20 protein-coding genes are annotated in these 18,531 nt (G+C 39.6%); 15 read left to right on the forward strand and 5 right to left on the reverse strand.

The window, feature by feature from the left end; translation table 11 throughout:
* Positions 1-37 precede the first annotated feature (37 nt).
* The 4 genes from MLE13_RS08955 (at position 38) to MLE13_RS08970 (ending at position 3,581) form a co-directional block, all read left to right on the forward strand.
* Entirely contained in the window at positions 38-250 is a 213-nt protein-coding gene (locus MLE13_RS08955; RefSeq protein WP_240749384.1) for a hypothetical protein, read from the forward strand.
* Between the two features lie 106 nt (positions 251-356).
* Positions 357-1,625 carry an acetyl-CoA hydrolase/transferase family protein gene (locus MLE13_RS08960; protein WP_240749385.1) on the forward strand — a complete coding sequence of 423 codons (1,269 nt, stop codon included), beginning with the start codon at positions 357-359 and terminating at the stop codon, positions 1,623-1,625.
* 358 nt (positions 1,626-1,983) lie between these two features.
* On the forward strand, positions 1,984-2,385 hold the full coding sequence (locus MLE13_RS08965; protein WP_240749386.1) for a MarR family winged helix-turn-helix transcriptional regulator: 402 nt from the start codon (positions 1,984-1,986) through the stop codon (positions 2,383-2,385).
* Positions 2,386-2,408: 23 nt separating this feature from the next.
* Positions 2,409-3,581, forward strand: coding sequence for an MFS transporter (locus tag MLE13_RS08970; protein ID WP_240749387.1), 1,173 nt, complete (start codon positions 2,409-2,411; stop codon positions 3,579-3,581).
* 67 nt (positions 3,582-3,648) lie between these two features.
* On the opposite strand, the gene trhA is transcribed toward MLE13_RS08970, so the two are convergent.
* Positions 3,649-4,296, reverse strand: a complete 648-nt coding sequence (trhA, locus tag MLE13_RS08975; protein ID WP_240749388.1) for a PAQR family membrane homeostasis protein TrhA — start codon at positions 4,294-4,296, stop codon at positions 3,649-3,651.
* Between the two features lie 133 nt (positions 4,297-4,429).
* Between trhA and MLE13_RS08980 the strand changes: the two genes are divergently transcribed.
* Both MLE13_RS08980 and MLE13_RS08985 read left to right on the forward strand, forming a co-directional pair.
* Positions 4,430-5,014 (forward strand): DUF1836 domain-containing protein, encoded by a 585-nt coding sequence (locus MLE13_RS08980; RefSeq protein ID WP_240749389.1) that lies wholly within the window; start codon positions 4,430-4,432, stop codon positions 5,012-5,014.
* On the forward strand, positions 5,007-5,471 hold the full coding sequence (locus MLE13_RS08985) for a YaiI/YqxD family protein (RefSeq protein WP_240749390.1): 465 nt from the start codon (positions 5,007-5,009) through the stop codon (positions 5,469-5,471). The genes MLE13_RS08980 and MLE13_RS08985 overlap by 8 nt, the downstream gene beginning before the upstream one ends.
* A 28-nt stretch (positions 5,472-5,499) precedes the next feature.
* Here the strand turns inward: MLE13_RS08985 and MLE13_RS08990 are convergent, their stop codons facing one another.
* Complete coding sequence (locus MLE13_RS08990) at positions 5,500-6,603, reverse strand: S-layer homology domain-containing protein (protein WP_240749391.1); 1,104 nt, start codon at positions 6,601-6,603, stop codon at positions 5,500-5,502.
* Between the two features lie 235 nt (positions 6,604-6,838).
* On the opposite strand from MLE13_RS08990, the gene MLE13_RS08995 reads away from it, so the two are divergent.
* The 5 genes from MLE13_RS08995 to MLE13_RS09015 all read left to right on the forward strand — a co-directional run bounded on the left by MLE13_RS08995 (position 6,839) and on the right by MLE13_RS09015 (position 10,629).
* Positions 6,839-7,120 carry a hypothetical protein gene (locus MLE13_RS08995; RefSeq protein ID WP_240749392.1) on the forward strand — a complete coding sequence of 94 codons (282 nt, stop codon included), beginning with the start codon at positions 6,839-6,841 and terminating at the stop codon, positions 7,118-7,120.
* Positions 7,121-7,211: 91 nt separating this feature from the next.
* Complete coding sequence (locus MLE13_RS09000; RefSeq protein ID WP_240749393.1) at positions 7,212-8,303, forward strand: AI-2E family transporter; 1,092 nt, start codon at positions 7,212-7,214, stop codon at positions 8,301-8,303.
* Between the two features lie 115 nt (positions 8,304-8,418).
* Positions 8,419-9,201, forward strand: a complete 783-nt coding sequence (locus tag MLE13_RS09005) for a transporter substrate-binding domain-containing protein (RefSeq protein WP_240749394.1) — start codon at positions 8,419-8,421, stop codon at positions 9,199-9,201.
* Positions 9,202-9,259: 58 nt separating this feature from the next.
* On the forward strand, positions 9,260-9,904 hold the full coding sequence (locus MLE13_RS09010) for an amino acid ABC transporter permease (RefSeq protein ID WP_240749395.1): 645 nt from the start codon (positions 9,260-9,262) through the stop codon (positions 9,902-9,904).
* A complete protein-coding gene (locus MLE13_RS09015) occupies positions 9,901-10,629 on the forward strand; it encodes an amino acid ABC transporter ATP-binding protein (protein WP_276323880.1) in 729 nt (242 codons plus the stop codon). Before MLE13_RS09010 ends, MLE13_RS09015 begins: the two co-directional genes overlap by 4 nt.
* Before the next feature lie 213 nt (positions 10,630-10,842).
* Here the strand turns inward: MLE13_RS09015 and MLE13_RS09020 are convergent, their stop codons facing one another.
* Together MLE13_RS09020 and MLE13_RS09025 are read right to left on the reverse strand one after the other, a co-directional pair.
* Positions 10,843-11,283: a peptidylprolyl isomerase gene (locus tag MLE13_RS09020; RefSeq protein ID WP_008498682.1), complete on the reverse strand. Its 441-nt coding sequence runs from the start codon at positions 11,281-11,283 to the stop codon at positions 10,843-10,845.
* Between the two features lie 77 nt (positions 11,284-11,360).
* On the reverse strand, positions 11,361-12,152 hold the full coding sequence (locus tag MLE13_RS09025; RefSeq protein WP_240749396.1) for an SDR family oxidoreductase: 792 nt from the start codon (positions 12,150-12,152) through the stop codon (positions 11,361-11,363).
* 157 nt (positions 12,153-12,309) lie between these two features.
* On the opposite strand from MLE13_RS09025, the gene MLE13_RS09030 reads away from it, so the two are divergent.
* Entirely contained in the window at positions 12,310-13,296 is a 987-nt protein-coding gene (locus MLE13_RS09030) for an NAD(P)/FAD-dependent oxidoreductase (protein WP_240749397.1), read from the forward strand.
* A gap of 39 nt (positions 13,297-13,335) precedes the next feature.
* Here MLE13_RS09030 and MLE13_RS09035 read toward each other — a convergent pair whose 3' ends face one another.
* The gene (locus MLE13_RS09035) at positions 13,336-14,835 is read right to left on the reverse strand and encodes a BCCT family transporter (protein ID WP_276323881.1); all 1,500 of its coding nucleotides are present in this window, start codon (positions 14,833-14,835) and stop codon (positions 13,336-13,338) included.
* Between the two features lie 237 nt (positions 14,836-15,072).
* On the opposite strand from MLE13_RS09035, the gene MLE13_RS09040 reads away from it, so the two are divergent.
* The 3 genes from MLE13_RS09040 (at position 15,073) to MLE13_RS09050 (ending at position 18,520) form a co-directional block, all read left to right on the forward strand.
* A complete protein-coding gene (locus tag MLE13_RS09040) occupies positions 15,073-15,843 on the forward strand; it encodes a LysM peptidoglycan-binding domain-containing protein (RefSeq protein ID WP_240749399.1) in 771 nt (256 codons plus the stop codon).
* A gap of 193 nt (positions 15,844-16,036) precedes the next feature.
* Positions 16,037-16,792 (forward strand): gluconate 2-dehydrogenase subunit 3 family protein, encoded by a 756-nt coding sequence (locus tag MLE13_RS09045; RefSeq protein ID WP_240749400.1) that lies wholly within the window; start codon positions 16,037-16,039, stop codon positions 16,790-16,792.
* Between the two features lie 15 nt (positions 16,793-16,807).
* A complete protein-coding gene (locus tag MLE13_RS09050) occupies positions 16,808-18,520 on the forward strand; it encodes a GMC family oxidoreductase (RefSeq protein WP_240749401.1) in 1,713 nt (570 codons plus the stop codon).
* Positions 18,521-18,531: the final 11 nt, after the last annotated feature.

The raw sequence follows: 18,531 nt of genomic DNA on the forward strand, positions 1-18,531 counted from the left end.
ACAGAGACATTAACGAACACCAAAGGAGTTTTAAAAAATGAAAGATTTTAGTTTTAAAACGAGAATCATTTATTTTGGCGCAATTGCTCTAGTCAGCTTGTCTTTCTTGGCATTGCAGCTTACTGCTGTTATGCAAGGGTCTAGTGGGGTAGGCTCTATCACTCTCGTGATTTTATGGGCGATTATGGCATTGTTTGGCTTAGCCGGCATTGGGTACGCTTTTAAAAGTCGGAACCGTCAGAAACACTGACGGTTTTTTTATGTGAAAACAAAATAGTTTATAAATTTAAGTAATAAAAGACCGTGCGGAATATATGGTAAAGTTAGAATAGAGTGAAAAAGCAGGGGGTTATAAGATGGGCAAGCACTTAACGCCACAAGAAGTTGTAAATTTAATCGATAAAAATGCGGATTTGATTATTCCAATTGCCAACGGAGAACCAATCCGATTATTAGATATATTAGAAGAAAACGCCGAGCAACTGGATGGAGTAAAAATTCATCAAATGTTGGCTTTACGATCAAGGTCATATATTCAAGGTGAAATCGAGCAATTAAAACATGTGTCGTATTTCCTTAGTGGTGCCACACGTAAAGTATATCAACAAGCAAAAATAGATTTGGTTCCGAATAACTTTCATGAAGTGCCTCGTCTGCTCCAAAAAACGACGAAAATGTCGATGATTTTGACAGTCGCGTCGCCGATGGATGAACACGGATATTTCACGTTAGGAACACAGGCTGATTATGTTGCTGAATTTATAGGCAAAGTGCCGTTTATTTTAGAAGTAAACAAAAACATGCCGCGGACATTTGGTCGCAACCAAATCCACGTTAGCCAAATTTCAGGCTATGTAGAACATCATGTAGCTCTTTCAGAAGAAACCATTCCAGAAGTTTGCGACCGGGATTTATTGATCGCATCTAATATTATTCAAGACATTCAAGACGGAGACACACTACAAATCGGAATCGGTTCTGTGCCTAACGCGGTTATCAGCATGTTAAAAGACCACCGCCATTTAGGAATTCACACAGAAATGTTGCCAGATGGAGTGGCAGGTTTAGTAGCTGCAGGAGCAGTAGATGGTACACGAAAATTCACGAACCCTGGAAAAATTATTGCCACTTTCGCTTTTGGATCTAAGAATTTGTATGACTTTATCAACAATAATCCGGCAGTAGAATTCTTGCCAGTTAGTGTTGTAAACGATCCACGAGAAATTGCGAAAGAAAAAAACATCGTTTCTATCAACTCAACAACAGAAGTTGACTTGTTTGGACAATGTGCTTCTGAAACGGTTGGAGGCAAGTATTATTCGTCAAGTGGAGGCCAAGTTGATTTTGCGCGCGGTGTTCGTTTTGCTGAAAATGGCAAAGGTTATATTTGTATGCCATCGACTGCTAAGGACGATACGTTATCCCGTATCAAGCTTCATCTTACGCCAGGGTCGGTCGTAACGACTGGCAAAAATGATGTGGACAATATTGTTACAGAGTTCGGCGTTGCTCGTTTACACGGCGTTTCCATTTCAGAACGTGCTAAACGTCTAGCAGCAATAGCGCATCCAAAGTTCCGTGAAGAATTACTATTTGATGCTAAAAAACAAGGGTTGTTAATTTAATAATGAGAGAAACCGTTTTCTTTTGAAAACGGTTTTAGCTTGTAGATGAACTCGATTTATTCGAGGCCACTACAGGCTTTTTTGTTGGAAACAAATCGCTCCGGTCGCTTTGGGCATGGCTCCCGCCAGAAGCCAGAAAAACCACCTTTCTTCTAGCTTCGCCTACCCCGTGGACGCGCCGTCGCTAATATGGAATTATCCTTTTTTATGATAGAAAAATAGCCTTTTTTGTCTAGACTCTGAAGCCATGTGCTTTTGAAAACGGCTTTTTTTATTCGGTCTCCAAACCAAGTTTCTTTACTAGTCCAATAAAAGGGAATATAATTACTTAGGTAAATAATAGTTGAGGATGAGACTGATGAAAAGTTTACTGTTTCATGAAATCCACCAAAAATCCCGCTTATCGATTAAAGAGGTCAATGATGCTTTAAAAGAGTTTGAATTATATAGTTCGCAATGGTCTATTCTTTTTTGTTTAAAGCAATTTGGTGCGATGACACAAAAAGAAATTTGGCAGTATTTGAATGTAGAAGCACCAACCGTTACGAGGACTATCGCTCGTCTAGAGGAAAGTGGATGGGTGTTTCGGGAAGAAGGTCACGATAAGCGAGCAAGAATTGTTCACTTAACACCTTTTGCAGAACAAAATTCACCGGAAATCGAAAAGCGGATTCAGCACGTAGAGGAAGAGATGGTATCGAGTCTTTCAGAGGAAGAGCAAGATCAGCTCCTCTCGTTACTGAAAAAAATCGGACAATAATTTTTAGGAAGAAGATGTAATGAATGACTGAAAAAAGACCAATCTGGACAAAAAGTTTTGTTAATATTTCAATCAGCACGTTTTTTGTTTTTGTTGTTTTTTATGCATTGCTAACGTATATGCCACTTTATGTGTTAAATGAATTAAACGGCACAGCTACAGAAGCAGGATTAGTAATATCCGTATTCTTGCTGTCTGCTATCATTATGCGTTTCTTGTCAGGGATGATTTTGGAGAAATTCGGCAAAAGAAGAATGTTGCTAATTTCAGTGCTGCTGTTTGCTGTTAGTACCATACTCTATTTATTTGTGGGTAGTTTCACGTCACTTTTATGGCTGCGGTTTTTCCACGGTATTTGGTTTAGCTTGTTAACGACTGTAGCAGGAGCGATAGCGGCGGACATTATTCCACCAGAGCGACGTGGTGAAGGTTTGGGTTATTACGGCATTGCGATGAACTTAGCGGTAGTTGTTGGTCCTTTTATCGTCTTAACCTTGCAACAATATGTTTCAGCACACATTATTTTTATCGTTCTTGCGGTTATTATCATTATCGGATTTTTATGTGCCTTAGCTGTTCAAGTAAATGAAGAACCCTATAGTAAACAACCAAAACATAAATTATCGATCAACGACTTTTTAGAGAAAAAAACGATGCCAATTGCAACGGTTGGGTTTTTAATCGCATTTGCGTATGCCAGTGTTATCGCGTTTATCTCTGTTTATGCGGAATCGTTAGGGCTCATCAAAACCGCAAGTTTTTTCTTTCTTGTATATGCAATGGCGATGCTAATTGTTCGACCAATTACTGGGAGGTTGTTTGATACCATAGGACCTAAAGTTGTCATTATTCCTTCGATTGTTATTTTTGGTGTGGGACTGATCACATTAAGCTTTACCGAAGTTTCATGGATGCTGCTATTGTCAGGAGCGTTAATTGGTCTTGGTTATGGAACCTTATTGCCAAGTTTTCAAAGCCTTGCCATACAGGCGGCTGATAAGCATCGTAGTGGCTATGCTACTGGTACTTTCTTTGCCTTTTATGATAGCGGGATTGCCATTGGCTCAGTGTTGCTTGGGTTAATCGCAGGAATTGCCGGTTATTCTAATCTTTACTTAATGCTTGGAGTGTTTGTGATTCTCGTTGTGTTTTACTATATGTGGATTGCATCAAAACAAGAGACTCAGCCTAATTAACAATACTTATAGATTTTCTTAATAAGCTAAAAGGTGCACAAAGAAATTTGTGCACCTTTTTTTCATGTTATAGCACATAAAAGTAAACGGATAAGAAATGACAAAGGCTACCGAAAAGAATAAAAAGGTGGAAAATTTCGTGAAACCCCAAATGTTTGGAAGACAGGAAATTTGGTTTAATGCCATAAATAATACCACCAACTGTATAAGAAACTCCGCCAGCAACAAGTAAAAGTAAGCCTGTTAAAGAAAGGGCATTTGCTAATGGCACGACTGCGAAAATGATAATCCAGCCCATTGCAATGTAAATGACAGTAGATAGCCATCTCGGGGAATGGAACCAAACCATTTTAAAGAAGATTCCGCTGAGTCCTAACACAGTCACAAGCAAAAACAAGGTCCATCCGAGTGTACCGCCAAGCGCAATGAGGCAAAAAGGTGCATAAGATCCTGCGATTAATGCAAAAATCATCGAGTGATCGAGTTTTCGTAAAAAGGCAATAATGTAAGGCTGAGAAAGGGCTGAATGATAAATGGTTGAAGCGCTGTATAAAAAGATTAAGCTAATGCCAAAAATGGAGACAGCTGCTATGTGCAAAGCCGGTTGACCAGCATAAGCAGTTTTAATGACCATTGCCAATAAGGCAGCTAAAGATAATAAGGCTCCTACTAAATGGGATAAAGCGTTAAATGGTTCTCGAATGTATGTGTTCATATGAAAAGCTCCTCGCTATACGTAGTTATTGAAACTACTTATAAAGATACTCGTGTTATATAATGTAGTCAAGTTTGGAGAATTATTGATAATGATGTAAAATAGCGAGTATGAAATACCTCGGGGAGCGTGAGTGCATATCGGAAACGCAAATAGACTAATCGAAGAAATGGCTTTTCACAATCAAGTCTTACCAGAAGATATCCCAAAAATTGATTTGTATATTGATCAAGTAATTCAATTGTTTGAATCCAGTTTCGCAGAAACAAAACGACATCCAGACGAAAAAATTCTCACCAAAACCATGATTAATAATTACGCAAAAGGGAAATTGTTTTATCCCATTCAAAACAAAAAGTACAGTCGGGATCACATTATGCTCATCAGCTTGATTTATCAGATGAAAAGCGCATTATCGATCAATGACGTCAAGCAAGTATTAGATGGCATCAATGAAAAAGCAGAACAAAAAGAGCTAGACCTTGAACAGTTTTACCAAAGCTATTTAAACCTTCAGCAAAACAATAGAGTATTTTTTGAGACTGGACTAACACAACAAGCGGAAAAAGCTGCCGAACAAGTAGCGGATGTTGGGGATTCAGAAGAATTAGAGCGTGTCCTACTAATTGCATCACTGGTGCACACGAGCAATCTTTATAGAAGAGCGGCTGAAAAACTAGTTGATGAAATGGTGGAGGGGGCAAAGCGTGATGAGTAAAATTCTAATTGACGCAGACGGTTGTCCAGTTGTGTCACAGACGATTGATTTAGCGAAAGTTTATCGTTTACCCGTCATTTTGATTTGCGATACTTCCCACGAAATGCATAGAGAAGGTGCAGAGACCATCACAGTATCGAAAGGGGCAGATGCTGTGGATTTTGTTCTTGTAAACCGAGTGAAAAAAGGCGATATTGTGGTGACACAAGATTATGGGCTTGCAGCAATGGTTCTTGCCAAACGAGGGATACCGATTGATCAAAACGGTCGCGTTTATTCGGATGAAAATATTGAACAATTGCTTCACGGTCGTCATGTAGCGAAGAAGATTCGCCAAGGTGGCGGCAGAATGAAAGGGCCGAAAAAACGACAGCCCGAAGATAATGAGAAGTTCCAAGCGGCTTTAACACAATTGTTAACACAAGCTAAAGAAAACGAAAAAATGCCTGGCACATAAAGTCGTCAGGCATTTTTTATTTTAGCGCTTAAATGGTCCAGCGATCATTGATAATCGCTACGAGTATCCATTTACCGCTACTGTTTTTCTCGAATACCATACTCAGGCTTTGCCAGTCCATTCCATCGTATTGTTCTGTTCCTGGGTAATGGTATTCAACAATCATCGCTCTAGGGTAGAGCTGATGGATAAACTCATGAGCAGTTGGCTGAGTCGTTCTTCCATACCGATCTTTGTCGGTATAAGTCGCATTCATCAAAAATTGATCATAGTACTCGGCAGGCGTTAAGTTGATTTCAAAGCCGCTACCATCTTGATATCCCCATAAATAATCATTGGAGTTGGTCATGAAGTTTGGAAGCTGTGCTTTAGTAAATGTAACACCACCGCTATCGAGACATCCACCGCTGTAAGGGCAGAAGGTCAATCCGTCTGCAGAACCTACATAAGTGGCTACATCAGCAAAGTCTTTTGCTTTTAGCTCAGCCAGAATTTTGTTAGCTGTGGAAAGCAATTTCTGCTTTTCTGGGATGAACACAGGGTCAACGGCGCGAGCCAGAAATGCAGCAAATTGTGCACGAGTTACTGGAACGTCAGGTCGGAACGTATTGTCTGGATAGCCGCGTGCAACGCCTTGATAAGCAAGACGTGATACGGCATTAAATGCAAAATGTTTTTTCGTCATATCTTTAAACGTATTGGCTGGAGCTTTTGGGAAATAGAAAGCTCTGTCTAGCATGGCGGCAGTTTGTCCACGAGTAACAGTCCAATCAGGACGGAAATAGTTATTCGGGAAACCAAAAATGATTTCCTTTTCAGCAGCCGAAGCAATATAACCGGAAAACCGATGACTTGAAGGAACATCTCTAAAACCGGTTGAGCGGGCAGTGTCGTCTAAATACACAGCTCGTCCAATCATCGCAATAGCATGAGCACGAGTGACAGGGTCATTTGGTCTGAAGGTACCATCGGGATATCCATTGATGATGCCTTCTTCATAAAGATAAGCAATCTCAAAAGCAAACGGGTGGTCGGCATTTACGTCATCAAACAAAACAATCGCGTTGGCGGGAGTTAAAAACATACTGAACATCAGGATGGCAGCTGCAATTAAAGACAAAAAAGTCTTCATATTTATCCCTCCCTATTTGATCTCATTTTACCACAATAAAAGGGATAATGTAACAAATTATTGTTATAAAAATAATAAATTATTATTTTTATGCGTTGGTACGCGAATGGTGAAAAAGCTACTTTCAAGTAAGTTTTATATCGCCAAGTACAAGTTTAGCTGAGCCAGTTTAAAAAATAAAAAAGGGGTATATAAGGAGGAAGCGAGTATATATTTTTTGGAGGGATTAATTTACATGAAAAAATCAACAATGAACACATTGATTGGTAGTGCACTTGCAGCTGCTTCTGGTATTTTTGTTTATCGAGCTTACCAGGAGAAAAATACTGTTCGTGTGGAACCAGACATAGATATGTACAACAGCGCGGAAATCGACAAACGTGAAAGTGTCGATGCATTAGATGACTCTGCTGAACAAGGCTTATCGCAATTGGATTCTATTTACCGCGATGAATGGCAGGCTAATGGATTTCCACAAACTCATAAAGAAATGCGTGAGCTTGAAGAAAATAAATAAGAGATAACCGAAAGCGAAAGCAAAGTTCATTTTGCTTTCGCTTTTATATGCCGAAATTCGAGACTCGGATTTTGAAAAGGAGGAGAAAGATATGTGGATTAGAAAGCCATTTTTCGAATACACAACAGCTATATTACTCGTTGCTATCACTTTGTTTTTTTTAGGAAAAATTGATTATGTTCTAGAACCCATACAGATTATTATTGCCACGATTTTTGCTCCTGTCTTGTTAGGTGGGCTTTTTTATTACTTATTACGACCGATTGTAAATTGGTTAGCACGTTTTGTGCCTAAAATTGTAGGAATAGGAATTATTTTTACGATCATTGCTTTAACCGCATCTCTTTTACTTTATTTCTTTGGTCCAGTTATTACTAAACAAGTTGATAGTTTGGTAAACTTGGCGCCGGAAACAGTTGAAGAAGTAACAGAAGAATCTGATCATTTTTTAGCTAATTTTCAATTTGGTGGAGTGACGGGTTCAGAAATTCGGATTTGGACTTTAGATTATTTAGAAAATCTTTCAGAAGGCTTATTGGATAATGTCATGAACATTTTAGCCTTGCTAATGAATATCGTGATTGTCTTAATCGTTGTGCCTTTTGTCTTGTTCTTTCTATTAAAGGACGATGACAAGTTTATCCCACATTTGACTAAGTATTTGCCAGAAGAGCATAAGCTTGAAGGGAAAAAAATATTGAAAGATGTCGATCAAACTTTGTCTGCTTTTATCGTTGGTCAAGCCTTTGTAGCTGGCGTAGTGGGAACTTTGATGTATATCGGATACCTTATTATTGGGTTGGACTATGCTTTGAGTTTGGCGATTTTTGCGATGTTCTTAATCATTGTGCCGTTTCTAGGTCCGCTTATTGGGATTGTACCCGCGCTTTTTGTGGCATTAACGAGTGGAGATATGTGGATGGCGATGAAAGTTATCCTCGTGTTGCTTGTCGTTCAACAAATTGAAGGGAATTTGGTTACTCCGAACATTATGGGGAATCGTCTAAACATCCATCCGTTAACGATTATTTTGCTGTTAATGATTGCAGGCGCTTTATATGGGTTTGTCGGAATTTTAATCGCCATTCCAACATACGCAGTTTTGAAAACGTTAGTTCATAACTTCCGTTTGTTTAATCGATTACGTAAAAAAAGAGAAGTTGCTAGTAAAAAAGAACTTTAGTACTGATTCGTTCCGCAATATTTTAGTTATTTTTTATCAAAGGTTCTGAATTTGAGAAAATTATGATATATTAATATTTAGTAAGGCCAATGAAAGAAAACAAGGGGGAACTAAAATGAAAAAATGGAGTCTTTTAGCACTACTTATGGCAATGATGCTCGTGATCGCTGCTTGTGGATCCGACGAGAGTGAAGATACAACAAGTGAGGACGGCGGAAGTGACGCAAAAACGTATAAAGTAGGAATCGATACAACATATCCACCTTTCGAGTTTGAAGTAGACGGTGAATATACAGGAATTGATATTGACTTGATTACTGCGATTGCTGAAAACCAAGGTTTTGAAATTGAATTCAGCCCAATGGACTTTGGCGGAATTATCCCAGCTTTGCAAGCGGATCAATTGGATGTCGCGATTGCTGGTATGAGTATTACAGATGAGCGTAAAGCAGTAGTAGACTTTTCTGATCCTTATTTTGATGCAGGTTTGTCTCTTGTTGTAGCAGAAGATAACAGTGAAATTACATCTTTAGACGATTTAGAAGGCAAAACAGTAGCGGTTAAGAGTGGAACAACTGGTGCTCAATTTGCTCGTGATAACGAAGCAGAATATGGCTACACAGTAGCACAATTCGAAGATAGCCCATCTATGTTCCAAGAAGTATCAAACGGTAATGCAGCAGTATTGCTAGAAGATTACCCAGTTATTGCTTATGCAATTGCTGAAAGTGGACTTTCTTTGAAAACAGTAGGAGATCGTTTAACTGGAGATCAGTACGGAATTGCTGTATTAAAAGGTGAAAACGCAGAAGTTCTTGAGCAAATCAATGCAGGTCTTCAAGAATTGCGTGACAGCGGTAAATACGATGAAATTTTAGCGAAGTATATTGCAGAATAAAAAATAAATGTAGCGCGCATATGCGCGCTGCATTTTTTTATTCAAAGGAGATGTAAAAATGGATACAATTATTAATGCCTTTCCGTATTTAATGGAAGGTTTGAAAGTAACGTTATATATATTTGCAATTGCTATTGTTCTTGGATTTTTAATCGGTTTAATTGTTGCGTTGTTTAGACTAGCACCTTTGAAAATTTTAAATTGGATTGCAAAAATCTTTGTTGATGCCATTCGAGGTACACCATTTATCGTCCAGTTATTCTTTATCTATTTTGGTTTGAACTCTTTAGCTTTTATTTCTTTGGATAATACTACTGCAGGAATTGTAACAGTGGCGATCAACGCGGGAGCTTATTTCTCGGAAATCATTCGTGCGGGTATTCAGTCAATCGATAAAGGCCAAACAGAAGCAGCACGCTCTCTTGGCTTGAATTCAACACAAAATATGCGACATATCGTATTGCCGCAAGCTTTTAGACGCATGCTACCAACGATTACGAACCAAGCGATTATTTCATTAAAAGATACATCTTTGCTATCAGTCATAGGCGTAGCAGATTTGACGCAAGAAGGTCGTATTCAGGCCAGCGCCACGTTTGACGCTTTTAATGTGTACTTAATCCTAGGAATTATATACTTCGTCATTATTTACTTACTATCCATGCTGGCGAATTATGTAGAAAGGAAGTTTGTATTGCGATGACTATGATTCGAGTAGAGAACTTAAAAAAATCATTCGGCAATTTGGAAGTTATAAAAGACATCAGTACGGTTGTGGAAGAAAAAGAAGTTATTTGTGTCATTGGTCCATCTGGTTCGGGGAAAAGTACGTTTCTTCGCTGCTTAAACCGACTCGAAGAAATTACAGGAGGACATGTTTTTATTGAAGAAACGGATATTACAAATCCGAAAATAGACATCAATCAAATTCGCCAAGACGTTGGAATGGTGTTTCAGCAATTTAATTTGTTTCCTCATAAATCGGTACTGGAAAATATTATTTTAGCACCGATGAAAGTGAAAAAAGGCAACAGAAAAGCTGTGGAGAAAAAAGCTTATGAACTGTTGGACAAAGTTGGACTTCGTGAAAAAGCAAAAGCTTATCCAGGTGAACTTTCTGGCGGTCAAAAGCAACGTGTGGCGATTGCTCGTGCACTGGCGATGGATCCGAAAATCATGTTGTTTGATGAACCGACTTCAGCACTTGACCCTGAGATGGTAGGCGATGTGCTAGATGTTATGAAGCAATTAGCACAAGAAGGTATGACCATGGTCGTTGTAACACACGAAATGGGATTTGCTGCTGAAATGGGCGATCGCGTGTTGTTTATTGACGGAGGTTATATTGTGGAAGAAAATGTGCCGAAAGAATTGTTCGGCAATCCGCAACATGAACGGACAAAAGCATTTTTGAGTAAAGTATTATAAAAGATGCGCCTACGGGCGTATTTTTTTTGTGGATTTTAGCGTTTGGACAGTATTTGCTGTGATTTGGACAGTATTCTATTCGAATCCGACAGTATTTTATTCCATTCGGACAGTATTCAACACGAACCGGACAGTATTTCAAAAATATGGAATAAATCATCAAACAAAAAACCGGCCTGGATGAAAATCCAGGCCGGTTAAGCTCAATTGTTTTTATTCTTCGTCAAAAACGTGAACTTTAGTCATTTTGTCGCCATTGCTCATCGCTTTAGCAGTTTCAAGTCCTGAAGTCACTTGTCCGAAAACAGTGTGAACGCCGTCAAGATGCGGTTGTGGTGCGTGAACGACAAAAAATTGGCTTGAGCCAGTGTCTTTACCTGCATGCGCCATTGAAAGGCTTCCTGCTTGGTGTTTGTGTGGGTTGCCTGCAGTTTCACATTTGATTGTTTTGCCGCTGCCGCCAGCACCAGTACCAGTAGGGTCGCCGCCTTGGCTTACGAAGCCAGGAATTACGCGGTGGAATGTTACGTCATTGTAGAAACCTGAGTTTGCAAGGTCCTCAAAGTTTGCAACAGTGTTTGGTGCTTCATTTGGGAAAAGTTCGAATTCGATGATTTCGCCGTTTTCCATGTGGATGTGTCCTTTTTTAGCCATGTTAAAACATCTCCTTTATAATAGGTTCATTTTCTAGTATATCGATTTTTGGGGTGGCTGTATAATCATTTGGCACATTACAAGGCTTTTAATGATCCGCCTTCTACAACGAGCGATTGTCCAGTTAAAAAAGAATTGGCTGATGATGCGAGAAAAACGATGATTTTGGCAAATTCCTCAGGCTCCCCGTAGCGTCCAGCTGGAATCGCCGCTTTGCTTTTTTCAACAATTTGTTCGATTGAAACACCTTGTTTGTCTGCAGCAATTTTATCGAGTTCAGCGACGCGGTCTGTAGCAAATCGCCCAGGGCCGACAGTATTGATCAAAATATTATCGCCTGCAACTTCACGCGCTAAAGTCTTCGCAAACCCAACCATTCCTGCACGGAAAGTGTTCGACAAGATCAATCCATCAATGACTTCTTTAACAGAAGAAGAGGAGACGTTAATGATGCGTCCGAATTGCTGTTCCTTCATATAAGGAAGAACTGCGCGAGATGCGCGAATGTAGCTCAATAAATTTTGTTCAAAAGCTTGGTACCAGTCAGCATCTTCAACGGCATCAAACCCACCAGCTTTTGGACCGCCTGTATTGTTGACCAAAACGTCAATGCGACCAAATTGATCGGCTACAAATTGAAACAAATGGAGGATGTCTTGTTCTTTAGAGACATCGCAAACGTGTGAGAATATTTGTTGATTGCGAGAAATTTTTTTGATTTCAGCTGCTGTCTCATCAAGCGTCTGCTGATTTCGACTAGAGATAATGACAATTGCGCCTTCTTTAGCAAACTCGAGTGCAATTGCTTTGCCGAGTCCCTTGCTAGAAGCCATCACAACTACTACTTTTTCTTTTATTCCTAAGTCCACTGCGTTCATCCTTTCCTATGTATCCAAGCTTTAGTTTAAAGATAAAAGACAGAGGATTCAAACTTTTCTTTTTTTAATTTCCGTCATAAGTCCAATGGCGTGAAACCGGGGGTAATATGATAGGATATAGTTACTGATTAGATTAGGAGTGTTATAAATGGAAGAACGCGAAGTTTTTGATATAACGATTATCGGCGGCGGGCCAACGGGCTTGTTTGCTTCCTTTTACGGCGGTATGCGCAAAATGAAAGTTAAAATCATAGACAGTTTGCCACAACTTGGTGGTCAACTGACTGAATTATATCCGGATAAATTCATCTACGACATCGGTGGATTCCCCAAAATATTAGCAAAAGATTTAGTGGATAACTTAGTCCAACAAGCAAACTACGGAGACCCTGAAATTTGTTTAGAGGAAACCGTAACAGCTGCTGAACGTCACGGAGATCATTTTGTAATTCAAACAGACAAAGGTCTACATTATTCAAAAGCAATATTGTTAACAGCAGGAGTAGGTGCATTCCAACCGCGTAAACTTGCAGTTGAAGAATGCGAAGCTTTTGAAGGAAAATCACTTCATTACGGAGTAAAAGATTTAACAATTTTTAGCGATAAGAAAGTGGTTGTTTTAGGTGGCGGTGATTCGGCAGTTGACTGGTCGATGATGCTTGAAAACGTCGCATCACATGTAACGTTAAGCCATCGCAGAGAGAAAATGACTGCACACGAAGCGAATATCGATGTTTTGATGGCATCAAAAGTAGAAGTGAAAAAACCTTTTGGCGTAAAAGAATTAGTCGGCGAAAACGGTCAAGTCCGTGAGCTTGTTCTAATTGACAAAGAAGGAAATGAAGAACGTCTTGAAGTGGACCATGTAATTTGCAACTACGGCAATATTACTTCCCTAGGTGCTATTAAAGAGTGGGGTCTTGAGATGGATAAAAACTCAGTCATCGTTAACTCTAAAATGGAAACAAGCATTCCAGGCATTTACGCTGCGGGAGACATTGCAACGTACGAAGGGAAAGTTAAACTGATCGCAGTAGGTTTTGGTGAAGCACCAACAGCTATCAACAACGCAAAATCTTACTTAGATCCAAAATCAAAAGTTCAACCATTACACAGTACGAGCGTATTCAAATAAAACCAAAAAATTCGTTGCCTTCAATAGGCAACGGATTTTTTATTGTTTTTTTGAACTTTTAATAAGTGGATCTTGTGCTGCTGCCTTAAAAAAGGACACACCCATTAAGAGGATAACAACTGAAAATGGCAAAGCCGCGATAATCAAGGCATTTTGAAGACCTTGCGTACCGCCTGTGTAAATGACGATAGCGGCAACTGAGGATTGAATAATACCCCACGTGATTTTAACGAGATTCGGTGGATTCAACATGCCGCCGGTTGTCTGCATACCAAGTACGAATGTCGCTGAATCAGCAGAAGTAATAAAGAAAATTGCAATAACAACTAATGTAATAAGTGACAGCAAGGTTCCAAGCGGATAATACTGCAAAACGCCAAAAGTCGCTGTCTCTATACTATATTCCGAAATTTTAGCGATGCCGTTTTGCTCAAGATTCAACGCAGACACGCCGAACACTGCAAAAAAGATAAAACACACTAAAGAAGGAACTAATAACACACCGAGCATAAACTCTTTAATGGTACGGCCGCGAGAAATACGGGCGATAAAGATTCCGACAAACGGAGCCCAGGAAATCCACCAAGCCCAGTAAAATACTGTCCAGCCATCGACCCAAGTACGTTGTTCTTCATTGACCGGTTCCAAATTAAAGCTCATGGAAAAGAAGTTCGTTAAATATCTTCCGATTGTATCGGTAAATGAATTGAAAATATAAAGTGTAGGACCAACAATCAATAACAATAGGAGCAATACAAAAGCAAGAATCATGTTGATGTTACTCAAATATTTTATCCCGCGTCCAATACCTGACCATGCAGACCCGATGAAAAGAACGGTCGTCACCGCGAGAATTAGCATTTGGAAAACAAATGTATTGGGAGTGCCGAAAAGAAAGGACAAGCCTTCGTTTATTTGTGCGGATCCAAATCCAAGTGTTGAAGCAACACCGATAATAGTCGCAAAGACTGCTAACGTATCAATTAGTTTTCCTAATGGACCCGCCATTAGCTTTTTGCCGAATAAAGGAATAAGTGTAGCACTAATCAAACCCGGTGCATCGTTATGGAATTTAAAATAAGCTAACACTAACGCAACAATTCCATATATTGCCCATGCATGTAATCCCCAGTGAAAAAAAGAGAATTGCATTGCTTCTTGAATCGCTTGATCTGATCCGAGCTCAGACTTGGGAGCTTTGATGAAAGCATGGGAGATTGGTTCAGCGGTTGTCCAAAAAACTAACCCCATGCCCATTCCTGCGCTAAATAACATCGCAAACCAAGAGATAAGAGAAAACTCTGGCTTGTCATCAGGTTTTCCTAACTTCAGATTCGAAAATCGAGAAAAGATCAAATATACGCAGAAAACTAAGATTAAGAATACGGTTAAAAGATAGTACCAACCAAATGTACTTGAAATAGCAGAGGTCCATTCACCTGTTAGCAAGTTAAAACCTTCTGGCGAAGCGAGCCCCCAAGCAAGCATGCCTATACAAATTAATAATGAAGTCCAAAAAACAATCGTCACATTCTTCAACAATCTCTCTCCTTTTCGTTTCTTTCATGTAACTTTTTCACGTTCCCCAATTTTAAAAAATTAAACGGATTCCTATTCCTGTTTATAAAACGCATCATTATTCGTTATATTACACTCTGTAACAAAACGAGTTTTTGTGTCATGAAATTGTTATGTTCTATCTGTCGTTTTGAAATGTTCTTGACATGTCGAGGTGTTATGATCATTCCTGTTAGTGAAAAGGAGGAATTTCAATTTATGAAAAAGCAAATCGTTACACTAACTGCTATTGCAGCATTAAGTGTGGGAGCAGCTACTACAGCTAGCGCTTCATCGTCATATACAGTTCAATCAGGTGACACTCTATGGGGAATTTCGCAAGAAAATAACGTATCAGTAGAAAGCTTAAAAGGGTTGAACGATCTATCATCAGATTTAATCTTCCCAAACCAAGCACTCGAAATTGATGGGCAAGCAACATCAAAAACAACATCAGACAACTCAACATACACAGTAAAATCGGGTGACACATTATTTGAAATCGCAAGTGCTCACGGAATTTCAGTGGACAGCTTAATGAGCTGGAACAATGTTTCAAGTCATCTAATTTATCCTGGTGAACAATTTGTCGTTAAAGGCGGCACTGCAGCACCAGCACCAGCGAAATCTACTGCACCAGCACCAGCGGCAGCAAGTGCACCTGCTGAAAAAGCACCAACACAAGCTTCAACACAAGCTGGTAAAACAATGACAGTTTCTGCAACAGCTTATACAGCTTATTGCGCAGGATGTTCTGGGACTACAGCGACAGGTATCGACCTTCGTGCAAATCCAAACCAAAAAGTAATTGCAGTTGATCCTACTGTTATTCCACTTGGCTCAAAAGTTTGGGTTGAAGGATACGGAGAAGCAATCGCTGGCGATACTGGCGGCGCGATTAAAGGCAACAAGATTGATGTCTTTATTCCAACACAAGGCGAAGCTCTACAATGGGGCCGCAAAAACATTACAATTAAAGTCTTAAACTAAAATAATACTGCTACAAAGCCGAGGTGTTCATTCCCTTGGCTTCTTTTTTTGGGATTTTTTAATAGTTCAATATTCTGAATAGTTGTGTGTATAAAGAGCTGTTTGTTATTAAGGTAGTTGCATAAACAATTGAGAAAGGAGTATAGTTATGTATATTCAGAATAATCAATTATTTAATAGGGAGGTTCATAAAATGGCTGGAAAAGACAAAAATTTTTCACGGCGAGACTTCTTAAAGACTTCAGGGATAGCTACAGGTGCTTTAATTGGTGGAGGAATTATTGGTGGTTTAATCGGAGCTAATACGAATAAGCAAGATGCCACTACGACTGCTCCGGGTACTTCAGGCGAAACGTCAGGGTCTACTGGCGCAGTAAGAGGGTTGACATTTTTTAAAACAACTGCAGAATTTGAAGCTATATCTCAAGCCACAGAACGGATTTTTCCTGAAGATGACTTAGGGCCAGGAGCTATCGGATTAGGAGTTCCTTATTTTATCGATGGTCAACTGGCTGGCAGTTACGGAGAAAATTCAAAAGAATATATGCAAGGACCTTTTTTCGTAGGAGAGCCTACACAAGGCTATCAAAGTCGACTTAAACGAAATGAAATATTTAGACAAGGCATTCAGCTAATGGAACAAGAAGCTCAAAGTCGTTTTGAAGCGAAGTTTGTCGATTTAGAAGGCGAACAAATGGATGAAATTTTGACCGCTTTCCAAGAAAATGAAATTAAAATGAGAGGGGTAGAATCTCAGTTTTTCTTCCGTCTATTGAGACAAGCAACTTTAGAAGGAGCATATGCAGATCCAATATATGGTGGGAATGTAAATATGGACGGTTGGAGAATGAAAGGCTTTCCTGGACATCAGCTAGCGTATATTAAAGATATTGAAAGTGAAGACTTTGTCGAAATCGATCCTAAATCTGTTGGGATGAACCATAAATGAAAAGGGGGAATCGCTATGGTGACAACTTTGGAAAGTGTAGACGTGGTAACGGTAGGGGTCGGATGGACAGGTGGTATTATTGCTGCTGAATGTGCAAAAGAAGGCCTTAAAGTAGTGGGATTAGAACGTGGTCGAGAACGTGGGACAGAAGATTTTAGTATGGTTCATGATGAATATCGCTACGCAGTTCGCTATGAATTGATGCAAGATTTATCTAAGGAAACCATTACATTCCGTAATAATCGGAAACAGCGTGCTTTACCAATGCGTCAATTAGGTTCATTTTTGTTAGGCGAGGGACTAGGAGGAGCAGGTACGCATTGGAATGGGCAGACTTGGCGTTTTCTTCCGTATGATTTTGAAATCAAAACGATGACAGATAAAAAATATGGAGCGAATAAACTATCGGCTGATTACACCATACAAGACTGGGGCATTACATACGACGAATTAGAGCCCTATTTCGATCGTTTTGAAAAAACCGTTGGTATTTCGGGAGAAGATAAAAATCCGTTTTGGGGCAAACGGTCAAGTGATTTTCCAACGCCTCCTATGAAAAAAACAGCAATGTTACAACGTTTTGAAAATGCTACATCAAATTTAGGATATACACCATTTATGATGCCTTCTGCCAATTTATCAGAAGCTTACGAGAATCCGGACGGACAAAAAATCAATGCATGTCAGTATTGTGGATTTTGTGAACGTTTTGGTTGTGAGTACGGAGCCAAAACTTCTCCGGAAATAACGGTAGTACCCGCAGCTAAAGAAACAGGGAATTATGAAGTCCGGTTTAATGCAAACGTTGTGGAAGTGATAAAAGAAGGCGATAAAGTAACGGGTGTCAGATATTATGATACTGTAACTTTCGAGGAATTTATTCAACCGGCTAATGCTGTAGTGTTAACGAGTTATGTCATGAATAATGCGAAATTATTGATGGTTTCTGATATTGGACAACAGTACGACCCAGAAACAGGTCAAGGAACTTTAGGCAAAAACTACGCATATCAAATTCTTCCTGGAGCTTCAGGGTTTTTCGATGAACAAATGAATACCTTTATGGGAGCAGGCGCTCTTGGTATGACAATCGATGACTTTAATGGTGATGCCTTTGACCATGGAGATCTGGATTTTATTCATGGTGCAAGTATATCTTCGACACAAACAGGTTCTCGTCCAATCCTTTCTAACCCAACACCACCGGGTACTCCGTCATGGGGAGCGGATTTTAAACGCGCTTCCATTGAAAATTTCACAAGAATACAAGGTGTAGGTGGACAAGGGGCTTCAATGCCACATAAAGAAAACTTCTTAACATTAGACGGTACGTATAAAGATATTTATGGAGTTCCGCTCTTGCAGTTAAATTATAACTTTACGGATCAAGATCGTGCTCTTCATAGTTATATTACTGAAAAAGCAGAGGCAATCGTAAAAGAAATGGGTGCCAAAACGGTTGCGGCCGGTGGTGGACTTACAGATTATGATATTGTTCCTTACCAAACGACTCACAATACAGGTGGAACGATTATGGGGGCAGACCCGGATACTAGCGTAGTCAATAATTTCTTGCAACATTGGGATGCTGAAAATCTATTCGTTATAGGAGCGGGTAACTTTGCCCATAACGGTGGTTACAATCCAACAGGAACAGTCGGTGCATTAGCTTATCGATGTGCAGAAGGTGTTATTCGTTATAGCCGCGAAGGCGGCTCGCTTGCTTAATAAAGGAGGGA

The sequence above is a fragment of the Planococcus halocryophilus genome (assembly GCF_022489025.1).
GTDB classification, from domain to species: Bacteria; Bacillota; Bacilli; order Bacillales_A; family Planococcaceae; genus Planococcus; species Planococcus halocryophilus_A.

Coding starts and splice junctions, on each gene's coding strand:
- MLE13_RS08955 (WP_240749384.1), top strand. CDS start 38: ATGAAAGATTTTAGTTTTAAAACGAGAATCATTTATTTTGGCGCAATT.
- MLE13_RS08960 (WP_240749385.1), top strand. CDS start 357: ATGGGCAAGCACTTAACGCCACAAGAAGTTGTAAATTTAATCGATAAA.
- MLE13_RS08965 (WP_240749386.1), top strand. CDS start 1,984: ATGAAAAGTTTACTGTTTCATGAAATCCACCAAAAATCCCGCTTATCG.
- MLE13_RS08970 (WP_240749387.1), top strand. CDS start 2,409: ATGACTGAAAAAAGACCAATCTGGACAAAAAGTTTTGTTAATATTTCA.
- trhA (WP_240749388.1), bottom strand. CDS start 4,296: ATGAACACATACATTCGAGAACCATTTAACGCTTTATCCCATTTAGTA.
- MLE13_RS08985 (WP_240749390.1), top strand. CDS start 5,007: ATGAGTAAAATTCTAATTGACGCAGACGGTTGTCCAGTTGTGTCACAG.
- MLE13_RS08990 (WP_240749391.1), bottom strand. CDS start 6,603: ATGAAGACTTTTTTGTCTTTAATTGCAGCTGCCATCCTGATGTTCAGT.
- MLE13_RS08995 (WP_240749392.1), top strand. CDS start 6,839: ATGAAAAAATCAACAATGAACACATTGATTGGTAGTGCACTTGCAGCT.
- MLE13_RS09000 (WP_240749393.1), top strand. CDS start 7,212: ATGTGGATTAGAAAGCCATTTTTCGAATACACAACAGCTATATTACTC.
- MLE13_RS09005 (WP_240749394.1), top strand. CDS start 8,419: ATGAAAAAATGGAGTCTTTTAGCACTACTTATGGCAATGATGCTCGTG.
- MLE13_RS09010 (WP_240749395.1), top strand. CDS start 9,260: ATGGATACAATTATTAATGCCTTTCCGTATTTAATGGAAGGTTTGAAA.
- MLE13_RS09015 (WP_276323880.1), top strand. CDS start 9,901: ATGACTATGATTCGAGTAGAGAACTTAAAAAAATCATTCGGCAATTTG.
- MLE13_RS09020 (WP_008498682.1), bottom strand. CDS start 11,283: ATGGCTAAAAAAGGACACATCCACATGGAAAACGGCGAAATCATCGAA.
- MLE13_RS09030 (WP_240749397.1), top strand. CDS start 12,310: ATGGAAGAACGCGAAGTTTTTGATATAACGATTATCGGCGGCGGGCCA.
- MLE13_RS09040 (WP_240749399.1), top strand. CDS start 15,073: ATGAAAAAGCAAATCGTTACACTAACTGCTATTGCAGCATTAAGTGTG.
- MLE13_RS09045 (WP_240749400.1), top strand. CDS start 16,037: ATGGCTGGAAAAGACAAAAATTTTTCACGGCGAGACTTCTTAAAGACT.
- MLE13_RS09050 (WP_240749401.1), top strand. CDS start 16,808: ATGGTGACAACTTTGGAAAGTGTAGACGTGGTAACGGTAGGGGTCGGA.